The 23,607-nt window shown below is 69.9% G+C and carries 19 protein-coding genes; 4 read left to right on the top strand and 15 right to left on the bottom strand.

The genetic code is table 11. The annotated features are described in order from the left end of the window. The first annotated feature begins 208 nt into the window (after positions 1–208). The 3 genes from VA613_RS06860 to VA613_RS06850 all read left to right on the top strand — a co-directional run bounded on the left by VA613_RS06860 (position 209) and on the right by VA613_RS06850 (position 7,542). Positions 209–790, top strand: a complete 582-nt coding sequence (locus tag VA613_RS06860; protein ID WP_324781119.1) for a response regulator — start codon at positions 209–211, stop codon at positions 788–790. Between the two features lie 28 nt (positions 791–818). Continuing rightward, the gene (locus VA613_RS06855) at positions 819–4,226 is read left to right on the top strand and encodes a PAS domain-containing protein (protein ID WP_324781118.1); all 3,408 of its coding nucleotides are present in this window, start codon (positions 819–821) and stop codon (positions 4,224–4,226) included. 67 nt (positions 4,227–4,293) lie between these two features. Next, entirely contained in the window at positions 4,294–7,542 is a 3,249-nt protein-coding gene (locus VA613_RS06850) for an EAL domain-containing protein (protein WP_324781117.1), read from the top strand. A 118-nt stretch (positions 7,543–7,660) separates the two neighbouring features. Here VA613_RS06850 and VA613_RS06845 read toward each other — a convergent pair whose 3' ends face one another. From VA613_RS06845 to VA613_RS06830, 4 genes are read right to left on the bottom strand one after another with little or no spacing between them, the layout of a single operon-like run. After that, a complete protein-coding gene (locus tag VA613_RS06845; protein ID WP_324781116.1) occupies positions 7,661–8,302 on the bottom strand; it encodes a class I SAM-dependent methyltransferase in 642 nt (213 codons plus the stop codon). 31 nt (positions 8,303–8,333) lie between these two features. Beyond that, positions 8,334–9,647 (bottom strand): MFS transporter, encoded by a 1,314-nt coding sequence (locus tag VA613_RS06840; protein ID WP_324781115.1) that lies wholly within the window; start codon positions 9,645–9,647, stop codon positions 8,334–8,336. A 1-nt stretch (position 9,648) separates the two neighbouring features. Further along, a complete protein-coding gene (locus VA613_RS06835) occupies positions 9,649–10,395 on the bottom strand; it encodes an MBL fold metallo-hydrolase (protein WP_324781114.1) in 747 nt (248 codons plus the stop codon). 42 nt (positions 10,396–10,437) lie between these two features. Then, positions 10,438–11,100 (bottom strand): ArsR/SmtB family transcription factor, encoded by a 663-nt coding sequence (locus VA613_RS06830; RefSeq protein ID WP_324781113.1) that lies wholly within the window; start codon positions 11,098–11,100, stop codon positions 10,438–10,440. Positions 11,101–11,367: 267 nt separating this feature from the next. Here VA613_RS06830 and VA613_RS06825 point away from each other — a divergent pair, with 267 nt between their 5' ends. Beyond that, a complete protein-coding gene (locus VA613_RS06825; protein ID WP_324781112.1) occupies positions 11,368–12,318 on the top strand; it encodes a hypothetical protein in 951 nt (316 codons plus the stop codon). On the opposite strand, the gene VA613_RS06820 is transcribed toward VA613_RS06825, so the two are convergent. The 11 genes from VA613_RS06820 to VA613_RS06770 all read right to left on the bottom strand — a co-directional run bounded on the left by VA613_RS06820 (position 12,287) and on the right by VA613_RS06770 (position 23,605). Then, on the bottom strand, positions 12,287–12,907 hold the full coding sequence (locus VA613_RS06820; RefSeq protein ID WP_324781111.1) for a V-type ATP synthase subunit D: 621 nt from the start codon (positions 12,905–12,907) through the stop codon (positions 12,287–12,289). The genes VA613_RS06825 and VA613_RS06820 overlap by 32 nt on opposite strands. 94 nt (positions 12,908–13,001) lie before the next feature. Continuing rightward, positions 13,002–14,384, bottom strand: coding sequence for a V-type ATP synthase subunit B (locus tag VA613_RS06815; RefSeq protein ID WP_324781110.1), 1,383 nt, complete (start codon positions 14,382–14,384; stop codon positions 13,002–13,004). After that, positions 14,381–16,180, bottom strand: coding sequence for a V-type ATP synthase subunit A (locus VA613_RS06810; protein ID WP_324781109.1), 1,800 nt, complete (start codon positions 16,178–16,180; stop codon positions 14,381–14,383). Before VA613_RS06810 ends, VA613_RS06815 begins: the two co-directional genes overlap by 4 nt. Before the next feature lie 143 nt (positions 16,181–16,323). After that, positions 16,324–16,974 carry a V-type ATP synthase subunit E gene (locus tag VA613_RS06805; protein ID WP_324781108.1) on the bottom strand — a complete coding sequence of 217 codons (651 nt, stop codon included), beginning with the start codon at positions 16,972–16,974 and terminating at the stop codon, positions 16,324–16,326. An 80-nt stretch (positions 16,975–17,054) separates the two neighbouring features. Further along, complete coding sequence (locus VA613_RS06800; protein ID WP_324781107.1) at positions 17,055–17,384, bottom strand: V-type ATP synthase subunit F; 330 nt, start codon at positions 17,382–17,384, stop codon at positions 17,055–17,057. Between the two features lies 1 nt (position 17,385). After that, positions 17,386–17,823, bottom strand: a complete 438-nt coding sequence (locus tag VA613_RS06795) for an ATP synthase subunit C (RefSeq protein WP_324781106.1) — start codon at positions 17,821–17,823, stop codon at positions 17,386–17,388. A 71-nt stretch (positions 17,824–17,894) separates the two neighbouring features. Beyond that, entirely contained in the window at positions 17,895–19,778 is a 1,884-nt protein-coding gene (locus VA613_RS06790; RefSeq protein WP_324781105.1) for a V-type ATP synthase subunit I, read from the bottom strand. After that, positions 19,778–20,821, bottom strand: a complete 1,044-nt coding sequence (locus VA613_RS06785; protein WP_324781104.1) for a V0D/AC39 family V-type ATPase subunit — start codon at positions 20,819–20,821, stop codon at positions 19,778–19,780. The genes VA613_RS06790 and VA613_RS06785 overlap by 1 nt, the downstream gene beginning before the upstream one ends. Positions 20,822–20,873: 52 nt before the next feature. Beyond that, positions 20,874–21,191, bottom strand: a complete 318-nt coding sequence (locus tag VA613_RS06780) for a hypothetical protein (RefSeq protein ID WP_324781103.1) — start codon at positions 21,189–21,191, stop codon at positions 20,874–20,876. A 15-nt stretch (positions 21,192–21,206) separates the two neighbouring features. Then, positions 21,207–21,779: a HupE/UreJ family protein gene (locus VA613_RS06775; RefSeq protein ID WP_324781102.1), complete on the bottom strand. Its 573-nt coding sequence runs from the start codon at positions 21,777–21,779 to the stop codon at positions 21,207–21,209. Positions 21,780–21,811: 32 nt separating this feature from the next. Next, a complete protein-coding gene (locus tag VA613_RS06770) occupies positions 21,812–23,605 on the bottom strand; it encodes a nickel-dependent hydrogenase large subunit (protein ID WP_324781101.1) in 1,794 nt (597 codons plus the stop codon). Between the last annotated feature and the right edge of the window lie 2 nt (positions 23,606–23,607).

Below are 23,607 nucleotides of genomic sequence, written 5' to 3'. Positions count from 1 at the left end.
GCGAGGCGCCGGGCTTCTGCGGCAGATCGGCCCGGGCCCCGGGCGCGTGCGCTCGCTGTGTACCAGCCCTATCGGTACGAAAATGTATTAACTTTAACAAAAGTATTAAAAATAATTTCCGCTAAGGATTCATTGTCGTTTTTCGGACACCTCCGCGTGCGCGCAATCGACCTCCGTCCAGAGAAGTGTTAAAAATCCAGCCTGAATCATGTCTGAACCCAAGCGCGCTACCTACTACACCACCCGCGAGGCCGCCCGGAAAATCGGGGTGTCGCTCACGACCATCCAGCTCTGGGTCGAGTCGGGGGTGCTGTCGGCCTGGAAAACCGCCGGCGGCCATCGCCGCATCCCGAGCGACGCGGTCGACGCGATGCTGGCGGGCCAACGGGCGGCCGAGGGGCACGCGGCGCCCGCCCACAGCGTCCTCATCGTCGAGGACGAACCTGTCCTGCGCGAGCTCTACCGCATCAAATTCGCCGAATGGAAGCTTGCCGCCACCCTGCACCTGGCGCAGGACGGCTTCGACGGGCTGGTCATGTTCGGCAAATATGCCCCGCAGCTGGTGATCGCCGACCTCGTCATGCCCGGCATGGACGGTTTCGAGATGATCCGGCGGCTGACGCAGATCACGGAGGGCGCCCCCGCGATCGTCGTGGTGACCGCCCTGAGCGCCGCCGAAATCGACGCCCACGGCGGTCTTCCAGCGAGCATCCCGGTGTATTCCAAGCCGGCCCCGCTCGGTGTGCTGCGGCACATCGTCGAGCGGACCCTTCGACAGGCGACGCGCTGACGCCTGCGCATTCCGCGACAGAACGCCCATGCCCATTTCGATCGAGGCCTCCCTCGCCCGTCTGCGCAACGAATTCATCACCCTGCTGCCCGCGCGCATCGACATGCTGGAGCAGTACGTGGAGAAGATCGGGCGCGGCGAAAGAGGGGCCGGCGCCATGCTGGCCCGCGCCGCGCACAGCCTGGTCGGCGCCGCAGGCGTGCACCGGCTGACGGAGGTATCGGCCGCCGCCCGCAGGCTGGAAGCCGTCGCCGCCAGCCTGCCGCCCGACGGGCGGCCGGACGATCCCAGACTCTTCGCCCTGCACAAGGCGCTGGCGAGGCTCGAGGCCGCTGCGGAAAGTCCCGCGCTCGGCTACATGCTGCCGCCCGAGGCCCGCCTGCCGGTCCAGATCGCCGTGGTGAGCGGCGACCCGGATCGATCGCTCTGGCTGCGCGGGACGCTGGAAGAAGCCGGCTACCGCGTGGTCGTATTCAGCCGGCCCGCCGAGTTGGCCGCAGCGGGCTGGGCTGCGGACAGGCCGGCCGCGCTGATCCTCGACCTGGGGTCGTTCGACGACGACTGCGCGGCGGCCAGGCCGGTCGCGGACCTGCGGGCGCAGCATTGTCCGGACGCGCCCCTCGTGTTCCTGTCGGCGCGTGCCGACGTCGCAGCCCGGCTCGCCGCCTGTCGTGCCGGTGCGACGCACTACCTGACCACGCCGACCCGCCGCGACGCACTGCTGCACTGCCTGGCCAGCCTTGAAAAACTCGGATCGACGCGCCCGTACCGGGTGCTGGTCGTCGACGACGACCCCGCGGAACTCGCCGCACAATCGCAGGCCCTGCGCCGGGCCGGCATGGAGGTATGCGAGACGGAGAACCCGCTCGAGGTCCCCGATCTGCTGTGCGGGTTTGCCGCGGAGGTGCTGCTGATCGACATGGACATGCCGCAATGCAGCGGTCCCGAGCTGGCCGCCATGCTGCGCGCCGACGGGCGTCACGACCTCGTTCCCGTCGTCTACCTGTCGGCCGCCGCCAGCCCGGACCGTTTCGCGCTGGAACACGGTGCCGAGTACCTGCTCGCGAAGCCGGCGGACGCGCGCCGCCTGACGGCCGCCGTGTCGGTCTGCGCGAAGCGCTACCGGCAGACGCAGGAGCAGGTCGAGGCCCTGCGCGCCACGCTGTACGAACGCGAGCGCCACCAGCATGCGCTCGATGCGCATGCGATCGTCAGCATCACCGATACCGCGGGCAATATCCTCTACGCGAACGACCGCTTCTGCGAGGCGAGCGGCTACGGCCGCCACGAGCTGCTCGGGCAGAATCACCGCATCGTCAAGTCGGGCATGCATGCCGACGCACTCTATGTGGATCTGTGGCAGACGATCACGCGCGGCCTGATCTGGCACGGCGAGCTCTGCAACCGTCGCAAGGACGGCAGCCACTACTGGGTGGAAACCACGATCGTCCCGTTCCTCGACGACGACGGGCATCCCTACCAGTACATTTCCATCCGTACCGACATTACCCGCGTCAAGGAGGCCGAGCAGCGCCTGGCGCGCAGCCAGGCGTACGCCAACATCGGTACCTGGGACTGGAACATCGAGACCGGCGACCTCTACTGGTCCGAGCGCATCGCCCCGCTGTTTGGCCATCCCGAGGGGAGCCTCGCGACCACCTACGAGAACTTCCTCGCAGCCGTGCATCCGGAAGACCGGCTGCGGGTGTCCGGTGCCGTGAGCGCCTGCGTCGAACTCGGCAGGGAGTACGACATCGAGCACCGTGTCGTGTGGCCGAGCGGCGAGGTCCGCTGGCTGCTCGAGCGCGGCGACGTGGTGCGCGACGCGGACGGCAATCCGCTGCACATGCTGGGGGTGGTGCAGGACGTCACCGAGCGCAAGCGCATCGAGATCGCCCTGGAAGAAAGCCGCATGCGGCTGGAAGAGGCGCAGAGCCTCGCCAAGCTCGGACACTGGACAGCCGATCTGGTCACGGGGGCGCTGCAGTGGTCCGACGAGATCTACCGCATCTTCGGCCTCGACCCGGCGCGCTTCACCCCGAGCATCGACGCCTTCACGCGCGCGGTCCATCCGGACGACTGGGAGCTCATCCGCGCCAGCGAGCGGCGCGCAGCCGAAACCGGCGTGCACGACGTGGTGCACCGCATCATCCGGCCGGACGGCGAGGTGCGCTACGTCCACGAGCTCGCGCAGGCCCGGGTCGGCGCGAGCGGCGAGCTGCTGCAGCTCTCGGGCACGGTGCAGGACGTGACCGAGCTCAAGCAGGCGGAACAGGGCATGCAGCAGGCGAAGGAGGCTGCCGAAGCCGCCAGCCGCGCCAAGAGCGAATTTCTGGCCAGCATGAGCCACGAGCTGCGCACGCCGCTCAACTCCATTCTCGGCTTTGCCCAGCTGTTCGCCATGGACCCCAAGCTGCCGCCGCAGAGCAAGGATTACGCCCAGGAGATCGAACGCGCCGGCCAGCATCTGCTGTCGCTGGTCAACGATCTCATCGACCTTGCCCGCATCGAGGCAGGCAAGCTCGAGCTGTTGCTGGCGCCGGTGCGCGTGCAGGACGTCGTGACGGACAGCCTGGCGATGGTCGCGCCGATCGCCCGCGACCGCGGCATCCAGCTGGTCGACGCGGGCGGCGATGGCTGCGGCAGCACGGTCGTCGCCGACAGCACCCGGTTGCAGCAGGTATTGATCAACCTGCTCTCCAACGCGATCAAGTACAACCGTCCGGCCGGCGCAGTGCGCATCGGCTGCCATGCCGAGCGGGGCGCGACGCGCATCGCGATCGCCGATGACGGCCCGGGCATTCCTGCCGACAAGCAGGCGCGCATGTTCACGGCGTTCGACCGCCTCGGCGCCGAGCGCGGCCAGGTCGAGGGCAGCGGCATCGGCCTGGTGATCACCCGCCGCATCGTCGAGGCGATGGGCGGCAGCATCGGCTTCGAGAGCACCGAAGGCCGGGGCAGCACGTTCTGGGTGACGCTTCCGGTCACCACCGCCGCCGCGCCCGCTGCCGCGACGGCGCCCCTGGCCGACGCGACTGCCGGGCCGGCGACGCGCGCCTATGTGCTCTATATCGAGGACAACCCGATGAACCAGCATCTGATGGAGCGGATCTTCGCTGCGCGCAAGCATCTGGCGCTGCGCATGGCGCATACGGCCGAAATCGGCATCCAGCTGGCGCGCGCGGAGCGGCCGGCCCTGATCATGATGGACATCAACCTGCCCGGCATGGACGGCTACGCGGCCCTCGAGGCCCTGCGGGCGGAGCCGACCACCGCCGGCGTGCCGGTCGTCGCCGTCACCGCCAATGCCATGAAAGGCGAGGAGAAGCGCGGCCTCGAGGCCGGTTTCGATGCCTATGTCACGAAGCCCATCGACATTCCCACGCTGTTCAACGTGATCGACACGCTGGTCGTCGACGCCTCCGCCCGGCCATGACGACAAGCGTGTGGACCTGCCTCGAATCGACCGGCCGCAACGCCGGCAAACCCCTGCCGGAGACGCGATGAACCCCGACCCGACCGTTGCCGCGCTCTGCGATCTCGCCCTGGCGATGGCGGGCGAAACGCGGCCGCACGCGCTGGCGGTCGCGCTGCTGCAGCGGCTGCTGGTCCATGCCGGCAGCGAGGGGGCTGCGGTACTGCGGGAGTCTGCGCCTGCCGCGGCGGGTGAAGGGTTTGCGTCGCAGGTGTATGCCGCCAGCGGCTTGCCGGCCCTGCAGGCACTCGAGGGCAAGACCGTGGACTGGCCGTCCGGCCTGCTGGAGGGGGATGGCGAAGCCGTTCCCGTCATGCTCCCCGGCGAGGCCATCCGCCCCCCTGCCCTGGCCTTCGCCTTGCCCGGGCTGGGCCACCTGCTTCTGCTGTTTGGCGAGCGACCTGCCCAGCCCGCCGCGATCCGGAGCCTGCTGGCGCCGCTCCTCCCCCGTTTTGCCCGCAGCCTGCACCACGCGCTCGAAAGCGAGGCGGATGCCCGCGCGCTGGTCAAGGCCCGGGGCGATGCCGCAGCGGCCGACCGCGCAAAGTCGCTGTTTCTCGCCAGCATGAGCCATGAGTTGCGCACGCCGCTGAACGCGATACTCGGCCATGCGCAGCTCGTCGCGATGCAGCCCGGGCTGCCCGAAGCCGTGGTCGCGAGTGCGGAGGAGATCCGGCAGGCGGGTGCCGGGCTTCTTGCGCAAATGAACGCGATGCTGGAACTCGCCGGGATCGAGTCGGGCCGTCTCGACCTGAAGATCGAACCGCTCGTGCCGGCCGAGGTGCTCGAGGCATGCCTGGAGGCGAACGCCCCCGTCGCCCGCTTCAGGAAATCGCCGCTGCACTGCGACAACGCCTGCGAGCGCTGCAAGGTCGCGGCCGACCGCCATGCCCTCCCGCAGGCGCTCAACCAGCTGGTGGCGAATGCGATCAAGTACGGTCGCGCGGGCGGCGACGTCACGCTCGCGTGCCGCACCCTGGGCGACGACCGCGTCCGCTTTTCGGTGGTCGACGAGGGACCGGGGATCGCCCCCGATGCGATCGCGCACCTGTTCGAACCCTTCAATCGCCTCGGCGCCGAAAGAGGTCCCATCGACGGGGCCGGGCTTGGCCTCGTCATCGCGCGCCGGCTCGTCGAGGCGATGGCGGGCCGCATCGGCCTCGACAGCACGCCGGAGCACGGCAGCACCTTCTGGGTCGAGCTTCCGGTCGCGGCAGCCGCCGAGGCGCCTGCCTCCCACGCGCCGCCGGCCCGGCAAGCGACGGGACTGCGCAGGCGCGTGCTGGTCGCCGAGGATTACCCGCCCAACCAGACCCTGCTGCGCATGCAGCTTGCCACCCTCGGCTACGAGGCGGACATCGTCGGCGACGGCGCCGCCGCCCTGGAAGCCTGGAGCGGCGGCGACTACGACCTGATCCTTGCCGACCTCAACATGCCCGTGCTGGACGGCCTCGCGCTCGCGCGCGCCGTTCGCGAGCGCGAGGCGGCAGGCACGCGACGGACGCCGATCGTCTGCATCACCGCCGCAGACCACGCCGCTGAACTGAGGCAATGCGACGATGCGGGGATGGACGACACGCTGGTCAAGCCGGTGACATTGGAGACCCTTCGCGTCAAGCTGGAACCCTGGCTCGGGGCGGCGGCGCCGGCAACACCGCCGGCGCTCCCCGCGCCGCCCTATGCGATTCTCGATCTCGGCAGCCTGCACGACATCCTGGGCGAAACGAACGAGGCGCACGCGCGCGAGCTGGTCGCCACCTTCCTCCGCTCCGCCGCGAGCGGCCTCGAGCGTCTCGCCGCGGGCGCCACGGGTGCGGAGATCGCGAAGGAGATGCACAAGCAGAAGTCATCGGCCCGCACCGTCGGCGCGCTGCGCTACGCGCAGCTCGCCGCCGCGCTCGAGGCCGCAGCGGGAAGCGTGTCCGTGGGCGACCTCGAGGCGCCTCTCGCCGCGCTGCGCACGGCGCTCGGCGAGGTCGAGTCCGCCCGCGCCCGGCTGGCGGGCGACCGCCCCGCCGGCGCGGCAACGGCGGCCCCCTCGCTCGCGGCGCACGGCGGGGTGCTCGTCGTCGATGATGACCCAGTCGTGCTCCGGCAAATGTCCTCGATGCTCCGCGGCCTGGGCTTCATGGACGTCCTCACGGCGGACAACGGCCATGACGCGCTGCGGCTTCTCGCCGAGCGGAATGGCCGGCTGGAAGCGCTCGTCTGCGACCTCAGCATGCCGTCCATGGACGGCGTCGAACTGTTGCGCCAGTTCGGCCGCACCGGCTTCCTGGGCGGCGTGATCCTGATGAGCGGTGCGGACGAAAAGGTGTTGAACACGGCCGGCAAGCTGGCCGACCTGCAGGGGCTGCGGGTGCTCGGGCAGGTGCGCAAGCCGGTGACGGCCGCGCAGCTGAGCGCACTGCTCACCCGTTCGACCGAACATCGCGCCCGCCGGCGGCGCAGCGCGGCTCCGCAGGAAGTCTTGCCGCAGTCGATCCGCGAAGGGATCGCCCGTGACGAATTCACGGTCTGGTTCCAGCCGAAGGTCGACGCGCACAGCCTCGAGCCCGTCGGGGTCGAGGCGCTGGCACGCTGGGCGCACCCGGGCCAGGGCATCCTTCTGCCGGACGCTTTCATCGCGGTGGCCGAACGCGAGGGCCTGGTCGGCGAACTGTCGCAGCTCCTGGTCTCGCACGCGCTGATGGAAGGCGCCCGCCTGCACGACGCGGGCTTTCCATTGACGATTGCCATCAACCTCTCCGCACTCTGGCTCGACGACCTGCGGCTGCCGGAATTCATCCATGCCACGACCCAGGCGGCCGGCCTGCTTCCGTCCGACGTGATGCTGGAGGTGACCGAAACCGGGCTGATGAAGGAGCTCGCCACCGCGCTCGAGGTGCTCACGCGCCTGCGCCTGAAGGGTTTCGGACTGTCGATCGACGATTTCGGCATCGGCTATTCGTCGTTCGAACAGCTTGACCGCATTCCCTTCACCGAGCTCAAGCTCGACCGCAGCTTCGTCAACAAGGGAGGATCGGACGCCACCGCGCATGCGATCCTGCAGGGCAGCATCGACATGGCGCGGCGCATGGCCCTGCAGACCGTTGCCGAAGGGGTCGAAAGCGAGGGCCAGCTCGAGCTGATGCGCGCGCTCGGCTGCGACCGCATCCAGGGCTACTGGATCGCGCGTCCCATGCCCACGGAGGAGATGATCGCCTGGCTCGGCGCGCGCCGGGGCCGGGGCGAACGGAACACCGTTCGGCAGTCCCCCGGCACGGAGCCGGGCTGATCGATTCGCCCGGATCGGGCGTCGGCGGTGGCGCCCGCCCGCATTCACGGGACGCGTGGCGTCTCGCGCCAGCCGCGCAGCGCAAGTTCGCGGGCAGCCCCCTTGGCCAACGCCCGCCTCAGGTCTTCAGGCCCGAAACGATCAGCATCCCGCCCCACGGCAAGGCATCCGGAATGGCCGCCTCGAGTCGGCGAGCCAACGCGGTCCCGGAAGGCAGGAAAACCGCCGAGCGCACGCGCAGCGCGCGCACCGGCAGGCCCGCGAAGAATGCGCGAAGCTCGCCTGCGGTATGCCAGCGGGCCCCGCGGTAGGTGCCGCTGCCGCCTGCACGCCCTTTCTGCCGGTACAGCAGGCTGGCGCGATTGAGCCAGCCGATCGCAAAGCTGCGGCGCGCAACGCGCACGATCTCGGCCACCGCGCGCGGCTCGTCTTCCACGAAGCACAGGGCGGCGATCGACATCACGTGATCGAAGCTGGCGTCCCCGAACGGCAGCGCGGTCGCGTCGCCCTCGGCCCAGCCGCACGCGGCGCCGCCGTGGCTGTGCGCGAAATCGAGCGCGCGCGGATCACGGTCGAGCCCCGTCGCGAGAAGGCCGTCGGCTGCGGCGCGGCGGGTGAACCAGCCGGTGCCGCAGCCGACGTCGAGCAGCGTGCTGCCGGGTCGTGCGGCCAGACCGCGCATTGCCAGCGCATATTCGGTATTCCCGATCCAGCGCCCGCGCGGCGTGGCGTACCAGGCGTCGTAGTCGGCGGGGTTCACGTTCGATGGCCGGCTGCGTCTCGCAGGCGCATCAATCGGTGGCCGGGTTGAGACGCGGGTGGGTTTCCTCGCACGCCATCAGGACAATGAGCCCGGAGACGAACATGGCCGCCGCGGTGAACCAGAAGCCCGCCTCGATGCCGCCGGCCAGCGCGGCCACCGCGCCCAGCAGCAGCGCGCCGATGCCGTAGCCGAGGTCGCGCCAGAAGCGGTAGATGCCGATCGCCGAGCCGCGCCAGCTCGGGTGCGCGATGTCGGACACCGCGGCGGACAGCGTCGGGTACAAGAGCGCCATGCCGAAGCCCGTCAGCGCCGCAGCGAGGGACCACCAGAGTTCGCCCTCGCCGAGCACGACCAGCGCGACGCCGGCGCCGCACAGCCACATCCCCCACACGATGGGCTGCTTGCGGCCGACACGGTCGGACAGGTGGCCGGTGAAGAACTGCGAAATGCCCCAGACGAAGCCGTAGACGCCGACCACCCAGCCGATGCCGGGCAGGGACAGCCCGCGCTGGTGGAGGTAGACCGGGAAGAACACCCACACCAGCGCGTCGACGAATTTCTCGACCAGCCCGGCCTGGCTGATCGACGCCATGCGCGCGTCGCGCCAGGACATCAGCGTGAACACGTCCCAGGTGCCGGGCTGGTCGGAAATGTTGGCCGGATAACGCGGCTGCGGCCCGGTCATCTGTCCCGCTGCGTGCCGCTTGCCCTCGGCCTGCGCCCACGGCAGCGTGTCCTTGACCCACACCAGCGTCAGCAGGCCCGCCAGCAGGATGACCGTGAGGCCGAACAGCATCAGTCCCTCGCGCGGCCCGTAGGCCGCGGCCATGTAGCCGGTGACGATGCCCGCGACCGCGACGCCGAAGTAGCCGGAGAACTCGTTCAGGCCGATGGTGAGGCCGCGCTGGCTGGCACTGGTGAGATCGAGCTTGGCCGTCTGCGTCATCGACCAGGTCAGGCCCTGGTTGACGCCGAGCAGCACCGTCGCCGCGACGATCCAGTTCCACGAGGGCGCGTAGAGGATCATGAACGGCATCGGCACGGCCACCAGCCAGCCAAAGAACAGCACCTTCTTGCGGCCCATGCGCTCGGACAGCCTTCCGGCGACGAAATTGAGCGTGCCCTTGACGAAGCCGAAGGCGGTGACGAAGGCCATCAGCATCATGAACGAGCCCTTGGCGACGCCGAATTCGGACTCGGCGAGCGCCGGAACGACGGTGCGGAACATGCCGATGGTGAGCCCGACCAGGAACACCTGCACCAGCTGGTGCGAGAACTGCGCGAAGTTGTGGCGGATGCCGTAGCGGTACTCCGCCACCTCATGGGCGAGGGAGGCGGACATCTCAGCTCCCGAGGTTGAAGGCGACCATGCGGTCCATTTCGGCGGGACGCGGCGGGATCGACTGCGTCAGCGTCGCGACGAATTCGTCGCGGCTCATCGACAGCATCGGGTTCCAGCGCTTCTCGAAGCCGATCGTCGACATCGGCTTGCCCGACATGCCGGCGCCGCAGGCGCTGCCCGAGGTATGGCCGGGATAGAGTTCGACCTCGGCCGGCAGCGCCATCAGGCGCTGCTGCAGCGTATCCCAGATCTGCCCGGCCATCTCGGTTTCCTTGCCGGCAAGATCGGGCCGGCCGGCGCTGCCGACGAACAGGGTGTCGCCGCTCAGGACGAACCAGGGCGCCGCATTTTCTCCCGCCGTGGCGCGGCGCTTGTCGGTCACCAGGAGACAGATCGAATCCGGCGTGTGGCCGGGGGTGTGCAGCACGTCGATGAAGACGTTGCCGACGTCGATGCGCTGGCCATCCTTCAGCGCCTCGAACGGGTACTGCACGCGGCCCGCGTTGGCCTCGTGCAGGCAGTAGTGCGCGCCGGTCAGTTCGGCGAGCTTGCGCCCGCCGGAGAAGTGGTCGGCATGGACGTGGGTGTCGATCACGTGGGTGATCTTGACGTCCTGCTTCGCGGCTTCGTCGATGAACCACTGCTCGTCGCCGAGCACGGGGTCGACGGCGACGCCGACATGGCACGAGCCGCAGCCGAAAAAGTAGGACAGCGTGGCGTCCTTGGCGAGCAGTTGACGGAAGAACATCGGGGGTCTCCTTGGGTCTTGGTATCGAAAACAGAAAGGGAATCAGGACTCGGCCAGCGGCAGGCCGGCGGCGAGCCATTCGGCGGTGCCGTCGGCGATCTTCTGCGCGCGGTAGCCGTGCTCCTTCAGCAGCGCCACCGCCTCGGCCGACATCATGCAGAACGGCCCGCGGCAATACGCGACGATGTCCCTGTCGGCGGGCAGTTCCCTGATGCGCTGGCGGATCTCGTCGAGCGGCATCGAGCGTGCGAACGGCAGGTGGCCGCTGGCATATTCGGCCGCCGGGCGCACGTCGATGACCACGACGTCGCCGCGCCGCGCTTTCTCCATCAGCGACTGGCGGGTTTCGGCGTCGAGCTTCTCCGGCGCCGCGAAGATCGCGTCCATCGCCAGCTTGAGCTCGAGCAGGTGCTCCTCGGCCACGGTGCGCAGGTTGACCCAGAGCGCGCCGACGTCGTCGCCGCTCAGGCGATAGGCGATGAAGCGGCCGTCGCGCCGGGTTTCGACCAGGCGCGCTTGCTTCAGCACCTTGAGGTGGGCGCTGGCGAGCTTGATATCGATGCTGGCCTCCTGCGCCAGCACGTCGACCGTCTTCTCGCCCTGCGCCAGGAGCTCGAGCAGTTCGAGCCGCTTGGGGCTGGAGACGGCCTTGCCGATGCGGGCAACCTGTTCGTAGAGCAGGTCCTTGAGTTCGCGATTGTTCATGCAGGTAATAGTCTAACGATAGTTAGAATGTGTCAAGGAAAACGCCCGTGCCTGCAGGGGCGATCGCTCTCCGGACCTCCCCGGCGGCAGGCCGCGCTGTCGGATTCTTTGACACGTGCGCCGGCCGATCAGGGAGCGGGCGCGCTAACCCCCTGAAAATACGCGCGCTGTCCTCTTCGGCACGCTTGATGCATGAGGCTTCCACCTCGGCGCTGCGCACGTGGAACTCGCGCAGGCACCGATCCCGCCCTACCGCAGGAGACCGTGATGAAACCAACCCCTTGCGCCGCCCTGCTCCGCCGCGTTGCAAGCCCGCTGGCCCGGATGCTTTCGCCGTTCGCCCTGGTCCCGTCCCTGGCCCTTGCCGTTCCGTTCACGTTCAGCACCGGCGATCCGGACGGCCAGATGGCCACCGCCTCGCATCTCGCCGGTCCCCCGGGAATCGAGACCGAAACCGCCGACGATTTCGTCCTTGGCAGCCAGACCCAGCTCAATCACGCGACCTTCACCGGCCTCCTGACCGGCGGCGCGTCGGCTTCCGACATCGGCCAGGTGGCGATCCGGATTTATCGTGTCTTCCCCGACGACTCCGATATCGGGCGCACCTCGGGCGCCCCGACCTACTCGACGTCCCAGGTGCCGACGCGGGTCAATTCGCCGGCCGACGTCGCGTTCGACAGCCGCGACAGTGCGCTCGGCACGCTGACATTCAGCACGATGCTGCTGAGCGCGGGCTTCACCGCCGCCAACTCGGTGATCAGCGGGATTCATTCGCTGCCCAACCAGGCCACCGGGGGCGAGGGTCCGCAGACGGGAAGCGAGGTGATGTTCGACGTGAGCTTCGGCACGCCCTTCGACCTTGCCGCGGACCATTACTTTTTCGTGCCGCTCGTGGGGCTGACCAAGGGCGACTTCCTGTGGCTGTCGGCACCCCGCCCGATCGTGCCGCCGGGCACGCCGTTCACGCCCGACCTGCAGAGCTGGATACGCGACGCCAACCTCGACCCGGACTGGCTGCGGATCGGAACCGACATCGTCGGCGGCCAGCCGGCGCCCACGTTCAATGCGGCGTTCTCGCTCGCCGGTGAGGCCGGTGCCGGTGCGTCCGTTCCCGAGCCGGATTCCCGCATGCTCCTCGCCATCGGTGGAATGGCCTTGCTCGCCGCCGGCCGGCGCCGGATGGGGCTCAACCGGCTCGCCGTGCGCGCAGAACCTTGATCTGGAACAGCGTGTTGCGCTCGTCCTCCTCGAGCGCGGCGCGAATGTGCTGCACCGTCGCCTGGTAGCGCGGAATAATGTTGTATTTCAGGGCGTTGACGCGCTTCTGCGTCTTGCGGCTCGCCGCCAGCAGCCGCCACAGGGCGTTCTCGGCTTCGCCCAGGCGGGCCAGCGTCACCGTCAGCTCGCGCAGCCGCAGGCGCGCCTCGTCGAAGCTGACGTCGGTCCACATCAGGCCGACCGGCTGCAGCGGCAGCGGCTCGGCGCTGACGCTGGGGTATTCGACGCCGACGCTGGAACGCGCCACGACGCGGATCGCCACCGCCGGCTTCAGCCCGACCGACGCCTGCCGCAGCATCTGCTCGCCCATGCGCATCTGCACGATGCCGAGCCAGCGGTAGGCCTCGGCGAGCTCGCGCTGCGTCTGCGCGCGCAGCTCGCGATACTGCGCGAGCCGCTCGTACACCAGGCGCGTCAGCAGGTCGCGCTTCTTCTCCAGCATCTGCCGGCCCTGCTCCAGGAAGCGCGCCTGCCGCCCCACCTGCAGCAGCGCGCTCTTCGTCGGCGGAACGGACAGGCGTCTTCTCATGATCGGTGAGCGGCGAGCCGTAAGCAGGGCGCGGCAAAGGCAGCGCCGTGAGTGGGGTTTCCGCTCACCGCTTCCCGCTCACTTCTCGCCGGCTTCACGCCGCCCCCTTGTGATACTTCGCCAGCTCGTCCTCCGACACGCGGACCAGCGCTTCCGGGGGCAGCATCGACAGCAGGTCCCAGGCGAGGTTGAGCGTCTCGTGGATGCTGCGGTCCTCGTCCTCGCCCTGCCCGATGAAGCGGCGTTCGAAGGCCTCGGCGAACGCCAGCGTGCGGCGGTCGGCCTCGCTCAATTCCTCGGCGCCGATGATCGCGGCCAGCCCGCGCACCTCGAGCGCCTTGGCGTAGCTGGCGAAGAGCTGGCTGGCGACGTGCGGATGGTCCTCGCGGGTGAAGTTCTTGCCGATGCCGTCCTTCATCAACCTGGAAAGGGAAGGCAGCACCGTCACCGGCGGGTAGACGCCCTGGTTGGCGAGCTCGCGCCCGAGCACGATCTGGCCTTCGGTGATGTAGCCGGTAAGGTCCGGAATCGGATGGGTGATGTCGTCGGACGGCATCGACAGCACGGGAATCAGCGTGATCGAGCCGCGCCGGTTCTTGATGCGCCCTGCCCGCTCGTAGAGCTCGGCGAGATCGGAATACAGGTAGCCCGGGTAGCCCTTGCGCGCCGGTACGTCGCCGCGCAGCACCGCGACCTCCCTCAAGGCCTCGGCGTAGGCGGTCATGTCGGTCATCACGACCAGCACGTGGGTGTCGAGATCGTAGGCGAGATACTCGGCGGCGGTGAGCGCGGCGCGCGGCGTCAGCAGGCGCTCGATCACCGGCTCGTCGGCGAGATTCAGGAACATCACGACCTTGTTGAGCACGCCGGATTCCTCGAAGCTCTCCCGGAAGAACTGCGCATCGGCGTGCGAGGCGCCGAAGGCCGCGAACACGATCACGAACTCGGCCGCCTCCTCGCCGAGCAGCCTCGCCTGGCGCACGATCTGCGCCGCGACCCGGTTGTGCGGCAGGCCGCCGCCGGAAAAGATCGGCAGCTTCTGGCCGCGCGTCAGCGAATTCATGCCGTCGATCGCCGAGATGCCGGTCTGGATGAATTCGCGCGGATAGGCGCGCGCGGCCGGATTGAGCGGCTCGCCGTTGACGTCGCGGCGATCGGCCGAAATGATCGGCGGACGGCCGTCGCGCGGCAGCCCGGCGCCGTTGAACACGCGGCCGAGGATGTCGCGCGACACGGGCAGCCTGAACGGCTCGTCGAGGAAGCGCACCCAGGTGCGCTCGAGGTCGAGTTCGTCGGTGCCCTCGAACACCTCGACCAGCACCGCGTCGTCGGCCGCGCGGATCACCAGGCCGGCGCGCAGGCGCCCGGCGTGATCGCGCAGCTGCACGCGCGAGCCGGCCGCCACGCCGGGCACGCCGCGCATGACGACAAGGCCCCCCTGCGCGGAGGCGGCGGTGCGGAATTCGACGTGCTTCATGCCGCAGCCTCCCCCGGTTGGGTGCCCGCAGCGGGTGTCCCGTATTCCTCCAGTAGCGGCTCGAACGCCGCCGGGATCGCGGCGATCTTCGCCTTCAGCGCGTCGAAGTCGTCCGCTCCGTGCTGGCTCTTCCAGCGCCGCGCCTGGGCCAGCAGGGGCAGCTGGATCAGGCGCCGCGCCGGCACGCCGAGCCTGACGAGCCGCAGGCCCTGATGCCGGATCTCCAGCAGTGCCGCCAGCAGCGCGAACTGTTTCTCGGGCGAGGCGTAGCTGTCGACCTCGTCGGTGGCCGCCTGCTGCAGCAGCCCTTCCTTGATCAGGCTGGCCGCCTCGAGCGTCCAGCGCTGTTCCGACGACAGCGCCTCGACCCCGACCAGGTTGACGATGCGCTGCAGCTCTTCCGACGCGGCGAGCAGGTCGAGCGCTTCCGCGCGCGCGGTTTCCCAATCCGGATCAACGTGTTGCGCCCACCACTTCGCGGCGGAACTCACGTAGCCCGAGAAGCTCTCGAGCCAGTCGACCGCGGGGTAGTGGCGCGCGTCGGCGAGCTCCTTCGACAGCGCCCAGAAGGTCTGGATGATCTCCTTGGTGTGGCTCGTCACCGGCTCGGAGAAATCGCCGCCGGGCGGCGACACCGCGCCGATCAGCGTGACGGAGCCGTGGCCGCCGGCAAGCGTCTCGACGCGCCCCGCGCGCTCGTAGAAGGCCGCCAGCCGCGAGCCGAGATAGGCGGGATAGCCTTCCTCGACCGGCATCTGGCCGAGACGGCCGGACACCTCGCGCAGCGCCTCGGCCCAGCGACTGGTGGAGTCCGCGACCATGACGACGTCGTAGCCCTGGTCGCGGAAATATTCCGCCAGCGTGATGCCGACGTAGATCGACGCCTCGCGCGCCACGACCGGCATGTTCGAGGTGTTGGCGACCAGCAGCGTGCGTTCCAGAAGCGGGCGGCCGGTATGCGGATCCTTGAGTTCGGGCATGAATTCGAGCACGTCGGTGAGCTCGTTGCCGCGCTCGCCGCAGCCGACGTAGACGACGATCTCGGCGTTGCACCAGCGCACGATCTGCTGCTGCAGCATGGTCTTGCCGGCGCCGAAGGGGCCGGGGATCGCCGCCTTGCCGCCCTTCAGCAGCGGGTAGAAGGTGTCGAGGATGCGCTGTCCCGTCAACAGCGGCGCCACCGCGTGGTCGCGCTGGCGGAAGGGGCGCGGGGTCCGCACCGGCCAGCGGTGGAACAGCCGCAGCTTCTCGATGCGGCCGTCGGCGAGTTTCACCCGGCCGATGGCTTCCTCGATCGTGTAGTCGCCCTCCGGCGCCAGTTCCAGCAGCTCGCCCCCGAGCAGCGGCGGAACCAGGATCCGGTGGGTGATCGAGGCGGTCTCCCGGACGCTGCCCAGCACCTCGCCTCCCGCGAGCGCCGTGCCGGCGCGCCACGCCGGCTCGGGCACGAAATGCCAGCGCGTGTCGCGTGCCAGCGAAGGCACGGCGACGCCGCGCGCGATGCGGTCGCCGCTGTGTTCCCGCACCGCCGCCAGCGGTCGCTGCACGCCGTCGAAGATGGCCCCCAGCAGGCCGGGGCCGAGCTCCACCGAGAGCGGCCAGCCCAGCCCCTCCGCCACCTCGCCCGGCCGCAGCCCCGCGGTGTCCTCGTACAGTTGCGCCAGCGCCGTCTCGCCCTCGCGGCCGATCACCTCGCCGACGAGACCAAGACGCCCCACGCGCACCTGCTCGCCGATCACCGTCTGCGGCAGTTCGAGCTTGACCAGCGGCCCGTTGATTTCAAGAATCTTGCCCATTGGAATCCTTGTATGGTGAGCGGCAAGCAGGGAGCGAAGGCAGCCGACCCGCAATCCCCGCTCGCCATCCCGCTCACCGCTCACCGCTTACCGCTCCCCGCTCACCGCTCACCGCTCACCGCTCACCACTCACCACTCACCACTCACCCATGCACCAGCGTGCCCAGATCGGGCGCGCTGGCGAACAGCCGTTCCATCACGACGCGCGCGAGCTCGTCGGCAAGCCGCGCCTGGCGGGCCTCGAAGGTCTGGTCGACGCGGGCGCGGTCGTCGGCGAGCCGCACCCGCAGGCCCCCTTCGCTCGGCTGGCCGTGGGCGACCAGCGTCGCCGCGCGCCCCGGCGCCGCGCGCACCACGATTTCAGGCCACACCGGCGCCAGCCACGCGTCGTCCTCGTGCCGCACCTCGACCGCCAGGTCGCCGGGCGGCAGCGCCTGCGCCGCCGCCGCCAGCCACGCCTCGAGCACGCCGAGATAGCGCGCCTGGTCCGCCACGAGGCGACGGAACGCCGTCCGCACTTCGGCCTGCGTCGACTCGGTCAGCGTCCAGCGCAGGCGGTCGAGTTCCGCCGACAGCCGCGTCTCCGCCGCCTGGATCTGCCGCCGCACCTGCCGCTCGGCCTCGACCTTGGCCGCGAGGATCTCGCGTTCCTCTGCCAGCTTGAGCTTCGCGGCCGACTCGGCGCGTATGCGCGCGCAGGTCGCTTCGGCGTTCTGCAACTGTTCGCGCGCGAGCGTCTCGGCCTGCTGCAGCAGGGCCTGCTCGAGTTGGGAAACCTGCGCGTCCGCTTCCATGTTTCACTCCGGATTCAAGCGCTTGCAAGGTCTGCTTGAAGCGGCTTGTTTCAAGGATGTTCTCAGCATTGCCCCCTCGCCTACTTCAGCGCCTCGGGCCCCAGCACCGCGCGTACGACGGCATCGACGGCCGGCGCGTAGGCCTGGGGCGCCGGCAGCGGCGGCAGTTCGGTGATGACGATCTGGCCGCCTTCGCTGCGCAGGCGATCGAGCCAGGGTCCGCCGGCATGCGCGAGCGGCGTTTCCAGCAGCACCAGGGCGGGCTCGCCGCTGCGGACCAGCTGCTCGAGCACCCGCTCGACGGTCGCGGGATCGGCATCCGGATGGACCTCGGCCCCGATGAGGCTGAAGCCGTCGGCCAGGCCGGCGCTGCCGAGGACGACGAGACGGGCGCTTCCGGCGGCCGGCATGTCAGAGCTTGCCGAGCAGCAGGATCGACATCACCAGGCCGTAGATCGCGATCCCTTCGGCCAGTCCCATGTAGACCAGGGTGCGGCCGAACATCTCCGGCTTCTCGGCGATGACGGCGAGCGCGGCCGAGCCGATCGGCCCGAGCGCCAGCGCGGCGGCGATCGCGGCGAGGCCCGTCGGCAAGCCGATGCCGAGCAGCGCGAGGCCCTGGCCGAGCGTGATGCCGCCGGCGGCGGCTGCGGCAGGCTCCGCGGCCAGCACGTCCTGCACGCCGACCAGCATGACGGTGGCAAGCCCCAGGCCGAACAGCGCGACGTTGGCCAGCAGCCCGCCCTTCAGCCACGCGGCGGAAAGCCGGCGCGGCTTCAGCTCGAGCCAGATTCCGGCGCCCAGCGTCGCCGCCACGGGCAGCACCAGGCATGCGATCAATCCAGTCATGTCTCCTCCTGTTTGGTGAACGGTGAGCGGTAAGCAGTGCGGCGGAAGACGGTCCGCTCACTGCTCACTGCTCACTGCTCCGCCAGCCGCAGCGGCACGAAGGACTTGCCGTCGCCGCTGAAGAAGCGCGAGAAGCCCTCGTAGTACATCAGGCGCAGCGCCTGGATCGCGACGATGCCCCCCTCCAGCACGATGATGACGGCGTTCCCGAGCACGACGGTCAGCCCGTGCCCGGCCGCCTGCATGCCGTTCGCGAGCGTGAACACGGCCAGCGCGAGGGCCACGTGGTTGAGGCTGAACGCCGCCACCCGCATGAACGACAGCGTATTCGAAAACAGGCTGATGGCGGTCTCGAGCACCTCGATGAAGGCGACGAGCATGCGCTCGCCCGGCGTTCCCCGGATCTCGGTCCACTTGTACGCCGCGATCGCGGCCAGGCCGGCCGCCGCGACGACGGCGGCCGCGCGGCCAACCGAGGCAAGGCCTGCGAGGCTCGCCAGCAGGCCGACCGAACCGAGGTAGAACGCCAGCCCCGCCAGGCCACCGGCGTCGAACAGGGCCTCGGCGGCGCGGCCGGCGACGCCCCTGTTCCAGATGTTGGCCAGGAGCGTGCAGCCGATGAAGCCGACCCCGAAGGCGACGGCGATGCCGAGGACGCGCTCGGGATTGTGCAGGGGCGACAGCCAGAGCGGCGCAAGGAGGTCTTCGAAGCCGAAGACGCTGCCGTACAGCAGCCCGAACAGCATCGACACCGCGCCGGCCGCCACGCCCACCCAGGCGAGGCGTCCCAGGCGCTTGCGCAACGCGAGCGCCAGCAGCAGCAGGACGCCGCCGTGGCCGACGTCGCCGAACATGGCGCCGAACAGCAGCAGATAGGTGAAGGCGAACGGCAGGACCGGGTCGAATTCGCCGTAGCGCGGCACGCCATAGCTTTTCACCAGCGGGACGAAGGGGGCCAGCCAGGCCGGGTAGCGCACCAGCGAGGGCACCTCGGCGAGGTCGCGCGGCGCAGGCTCGCGCAGTTCGAGCCAGTAGCGGCCGTGGAAGCGGCTGTCGAGGGTCGCGCGCAGCGCATCCAGCTGGCGCTTGGGAATCCAGCCCGACAGGGCGGCAAGCCCCCCCCGGCCACGCACCCCGGCCAGCGCCGCCTCGGCAAGCGGCCGCGCCAGTGCCAGCCGCAGGCGCGCCTCGCGCAGGCGCGGGCCAAAGCGGTCGTGCAGGCCGTCGCGCACCTCGCAGGCGGCCGTGGAATCGGCTTGCAGCCGGCTCCGCTCCGCCTCCAGCCAGGCCCGCGCCGCCTGCGGGTGGGTACGCAATTCCGCGGGCACCGGCAACTCGTGCCATCCCGCCTGGGACAGCAGTCCCGCCACCTCGTCCTGGCGCGCGCGCGGCCCGGCGATGACCGCGAACACCTGCTCGCCGACCTGGTCGAAGCGCGCGACCAGGTGGCTGCTCATCGCCAACGCCTCGGTGACGCGCCTGGCCTCGCCCGCCGGCAGGCTGCCGATGCGCACCGCCAGAAGACCGTCCTGCCGCAGCAGCCTGGCAAGATCGACATCGAGCCCTTCGAGCTTGCCCAGCGTCTCCTCCAGGGCGTCGAGGTGGCTGCGCGTCTCGGCGATGCGCATTTCGCTTTCGTGGCAGGCGAGACAGGCCCCCCACACCTCCTTCAGCCAGGCGTTCAGTTCTTCCAGGTCGGCCAGTGCCGGTGCCTCGGCATCCGCCGGAATCTGCAGCGGCCCGGTGTCGCCACACTGCTCGAGCAGCTTGGCGAGGCGCGCGTCGGCTTCGAGCCAGGCTTCGCGATAGGCCGCCGCAGGCGATTCGGCGAGCTGGTCGAGGGCGGATGCCGCCGGGCTGAATACGCCGAAGCGCGCCAGCGCCAGCGTGGCGTCCTGCACTTCGGAGGCCAGCATCAGCAGTTCGATCCGCAGCAGGGGTTCGGCGCGCAGCATCAGAAATCCTCGTTGGCCGCGCGGCGCAGCGCCGTACGAATGTCGGCTTCGGCGAGGCCCAGATGCCGGCCGCGCAGAACGGCGCGTACCGCCCGCAGGTCGCGTTCGCGCAGGATGAGGTAGGCGAAGGACCGCGCCACGCCGGGCGCATTCGAACGCAGGACACGCCGCGCCTGCGCCGCGGCCAGGTCTTCCATGCGCGCAAACGCGCCGGGGATGTCGGCCACGCCAGCCAGCTGCGCCTGCCACGGCGCCGGCAGCGCGGCGAGCACCGCCTGCGTGCTGTCGAGCGCCGCCAGCTCGCGCAGGCGCGCGCCGCCCAGCCCATAGCGCGAACCCACCAGCAGGTAATAGACCTGCGCCGGCGGCAGCTTGTAGTTGAAGCGGTAGCGCAGCAGCCACACCAGGTTGATGCGATCGATCAGGCTGGACATGAGGGAGCGGAACGGCGCCCCCAGTTCCGTCTCGAGCGGGTGCGCACGCAGCACCAGGCCCTCGTAGTAGCTGCGGTCGAGCGCGGCGTCCAGGCTGAACGGGTCGTGGCTCTGCTCGAAGGCGCGGCGGGCATGGCGGACGATGTCGGCATACGGGCCGGCCTCGAGCCGGCGCAGCAGCTCGCCGACGTCCTCGGCGTGGGCAAGCGCCTGGTTGTCCAGGCGCGCGAACGGCCCCATCGGCGTCAGGCGCGCAAGTGCGGCGGCCGGCCGTTCGCCGGACATCTTGCTGCGCAGCAGCGTCTTGACGTTGGAGATCTCGAAGCGCGCCGTCCAGAAGGCCAGGAAGGCGCGCGCCTCGCCGGCCAGCGGGCGGATCAACACCTGGGTTTCGTCGAGGATCCGGGCGATGATCCGCTGCTCGAGCGAACGGGGATCGTGCTGCGCACCCTCCGGGCGATCGTAGCCGGCGACCAGTTGCGGCAGGCCGTGCGCGACCAGCGTGGCGGCCATCGCGCCGTCCGGCACGCTCACCAGCGCATCGAGCTCCGCGTCGCGCCAGAGGCGGCCGGAATAGAGACTGACGCGGGTATCGAGATAGGCGGACATGGGTGAATGCGGAAACGTCGCCGTGCGCCCCCTCACCAGGCGCGCAACCGGCTCACGCGCCCGGATCGAGCAGGAGGGTCAGCGCGGCATCCACCGCCTCCGACTCGTGGCGCGCGGCCAGCTCGCGCAGGGCGCGCTGGCGTTCCGCATACTTGCGCACAAGTTCCGCCACCGCCTGGTCGGCGCGCAGCTGCGCCTCGTGGAGAAAGGGCGCGCGCAACTCGCTGCGGCCGGCCTCGAAGCGGGCATCCGCGTCGCGCGCTGCGGCGAGCGCGGCATCGATCATGCCCTGGCGCTCGCGGCTGGCGGCGTCGATCGCCGCCTGGGCGCGCGCCTCGGCGTCGAGCAGTCGCTGCAGTTCGTCGGCCACGCTGCCAGCCCTGCCTTACACGCCCAGCACCAGGGTCAGGCCCGCCGCCGTAATGGCGATGCCGGCGAGCTGCATCGCGCGGCGGCCGACCACGCTGGCGGCGAGGCCGACGGCATGCAGGCTCATGGTCGCCACGGTGAAGCCCAGCGCGTACAGCACGGGTGACGCGACCTGCGGCATCTCAAGCCCGTGCGCATAGCCATGGAACAGCGCGAAAACCGCCGCGATCGCCGCCCCGGCCGCCACCGGCCACTGGCGCCGGGTCGCGACCAGCAGACCGAGCACCAGCACGGACAGGGCGATGCCGGTTTCGACATGCGGCAGCACGGCGCCCGTCCACGCCAGCGCGCCGCCCGCACCCATGGCACCGACGAAGGACGTCGGCACGGCCCAGCGCGCATGGCCGCCCAACTGGGCGGCCCACAGGCCGACCGCGATCATCGCGAGCATGTGGTCGAGCCCCATGAAGGGATGCGCCAGCCCGCCGGCAAAGCCGGCCGCCAGGTGGCCGGGATGCGCGGCCGCGCTTCCGGCCGCGAGGCAGAGAACGACCAGGGTGACGGCGCGGGAAAGGATGCTTGGCTTCATATCGGGTTCTCCGGAGTCGGGATGGTGTGGTTTTATTTGATCTTGACCTGGACGAGCTCCTCGCCGTCCGGGTCGGTGACGTGTACGGCGCAGGCGATGCAGGGGTCGAAGGAATGGATGGTGCGCAGGATCTCGATCGGCTGCTTGGGGTCGTGCATGACGTGGTTGTGCTGCAGCGCCGCCTCGTAGGCCCCCGGCTGGCCCTGGGCATCGCGCGGGCCGGCGTTCCAGGTGCTCGGCACCACGGCCTGGTAGTTGCTGATCTTGCCGTCGTCGACGACGATCCAGTGGGAGAGGCCGCCGCGCGGCGCTTCCATCAGGCCCACGCCCTGCATGTGGCGCGGCCAGCTTGAGGGCTCCCAGTACTGCTCGTTGAAGGTCTTGAGATCGCCCGCCTTGATGTTGGCGACGAGTTCGTCGTACCACCCCTGCATGGCGTCGGCGAGGATCTTGGTCTCGAGCGTGCGCGCCGCCGTGCGCCCCAGCGTCGAGAACAGCGCCTGCGCCGGCACGTTCAGCGTCTTCAGCGTGTAGCCCACGAGCTCCCTGGCCTGCGCGTTGCCGCTCGCGTACATCATCAGCACCCGCGCCAGCGGGCCGACTTCCATCGCGTGACCCTTCCAGCGCGGCGACTTCAGCCACGAATACTTGTGGTCGACGTCGAGATGTTCGTAGGGCGGCTTGGGGCCCGTGTAGTGAAGCTCGGTCTCGCCCTTGAACGGATGCAGGCCCTGCGCGTCGCCGCCGCCGTACTTGTACCAGGAATGGCTGACGAACTCCTGGATCTCCTTGTCGTCGTCGAGGTCGATCGGATGCACGGTCGAGAGATCGCGGTTGAGGATCACCCCGCGCGGGATCAGGAAGGAATCGGACTCCCAGAAGCCTTTCGACGGCAGGTCGCCGAACGACAGGAAGTTGCCCAGCCCCTCGCCCATGCCGCCCCACTCCTTGTAGAAGCCGGCGATCGCCAGCGTGTCGGGCACGTAGACCTGGTCGACGAACTCGCGCATCTGCCGGATCACGTTCTGCACCGTCTCGAGGCCGACGATGTTGAGCGCGGTGGCATCCTGCCCGCCCCGATAATGCGGCCCGCCGTGGCCGTGGCCCGCGCCGGGCTGGACGGATATGGCCGAGGGCACGCCGCCGACGAGGAAGTTGGGGTGCGGATTCTTGCCGCCGAAGATCGTGTGCAGCTTCACGACGTCGCGCTGCCAGGCCAGCGCATCGAGGTAGTGCGCCACCGCCATCAGGTTGGCCTCCGGCGGCAGCTTGTAGGCGGGATGGCCCCAGTAGGCGTTGGCGAAGATGCCGAGCTGGCCCTGCTCGACGAAGGTCTTGACCTTCTTCTGCACGTCGGCGAAGTAGCCGGGCGACGACTTCGGATAGCTGGAAATGCCCTGTGCCAGCGCCGAGGTCGCCTTCGGATCGGCCTTCAGCGCCGATACCACGTCGACCCAGTCGAGCGCGTGCAGATGGTAGAAGTGCATGACGTGGTCGTGCACGAACTGCGCCGCGATCATCAGGTTGCGGATCAGCTCGGCGTTCTTCGGGATCGCGTAGCTGGGGATCGCGCGATGCAGCGCATCCTCGACCGCGCGCACCGACGCGATGCCGTGCACCAGGGTGCAGACGCCGCAGATGCGCTGCGCGAAGGCCCAGGCATCGCGCGGATCGCGGCCGCGCAGGATGATCTCGATGCCGCGCACCATGGTGCCGGCCGAATAGGCGCGGGTGATCTTGCCGCCGGCGTCGGTTTCGGCCTCGATGCGCAGATGCCCCTCGATGCGCGTGATCGGGTCGACGACGACGCGTTGTGCTGTGGTCATGT

It is taken from the genome of Thiobacillus sp. SCUT-2 (assembly GCF_035621355.1).
Classification (GTDB): domain Bacteria; phylum Pseudomonadota; class Gammaproteobacteria; order Burkholderiales; family Thiobacillaceae; genus Thiobacillus; species Thiobacillus sedimenti.
Note: the sequence above shows the minus strand (reverse complement) of the source record. Positions and strands in the feature narration are given on the sequence as shown.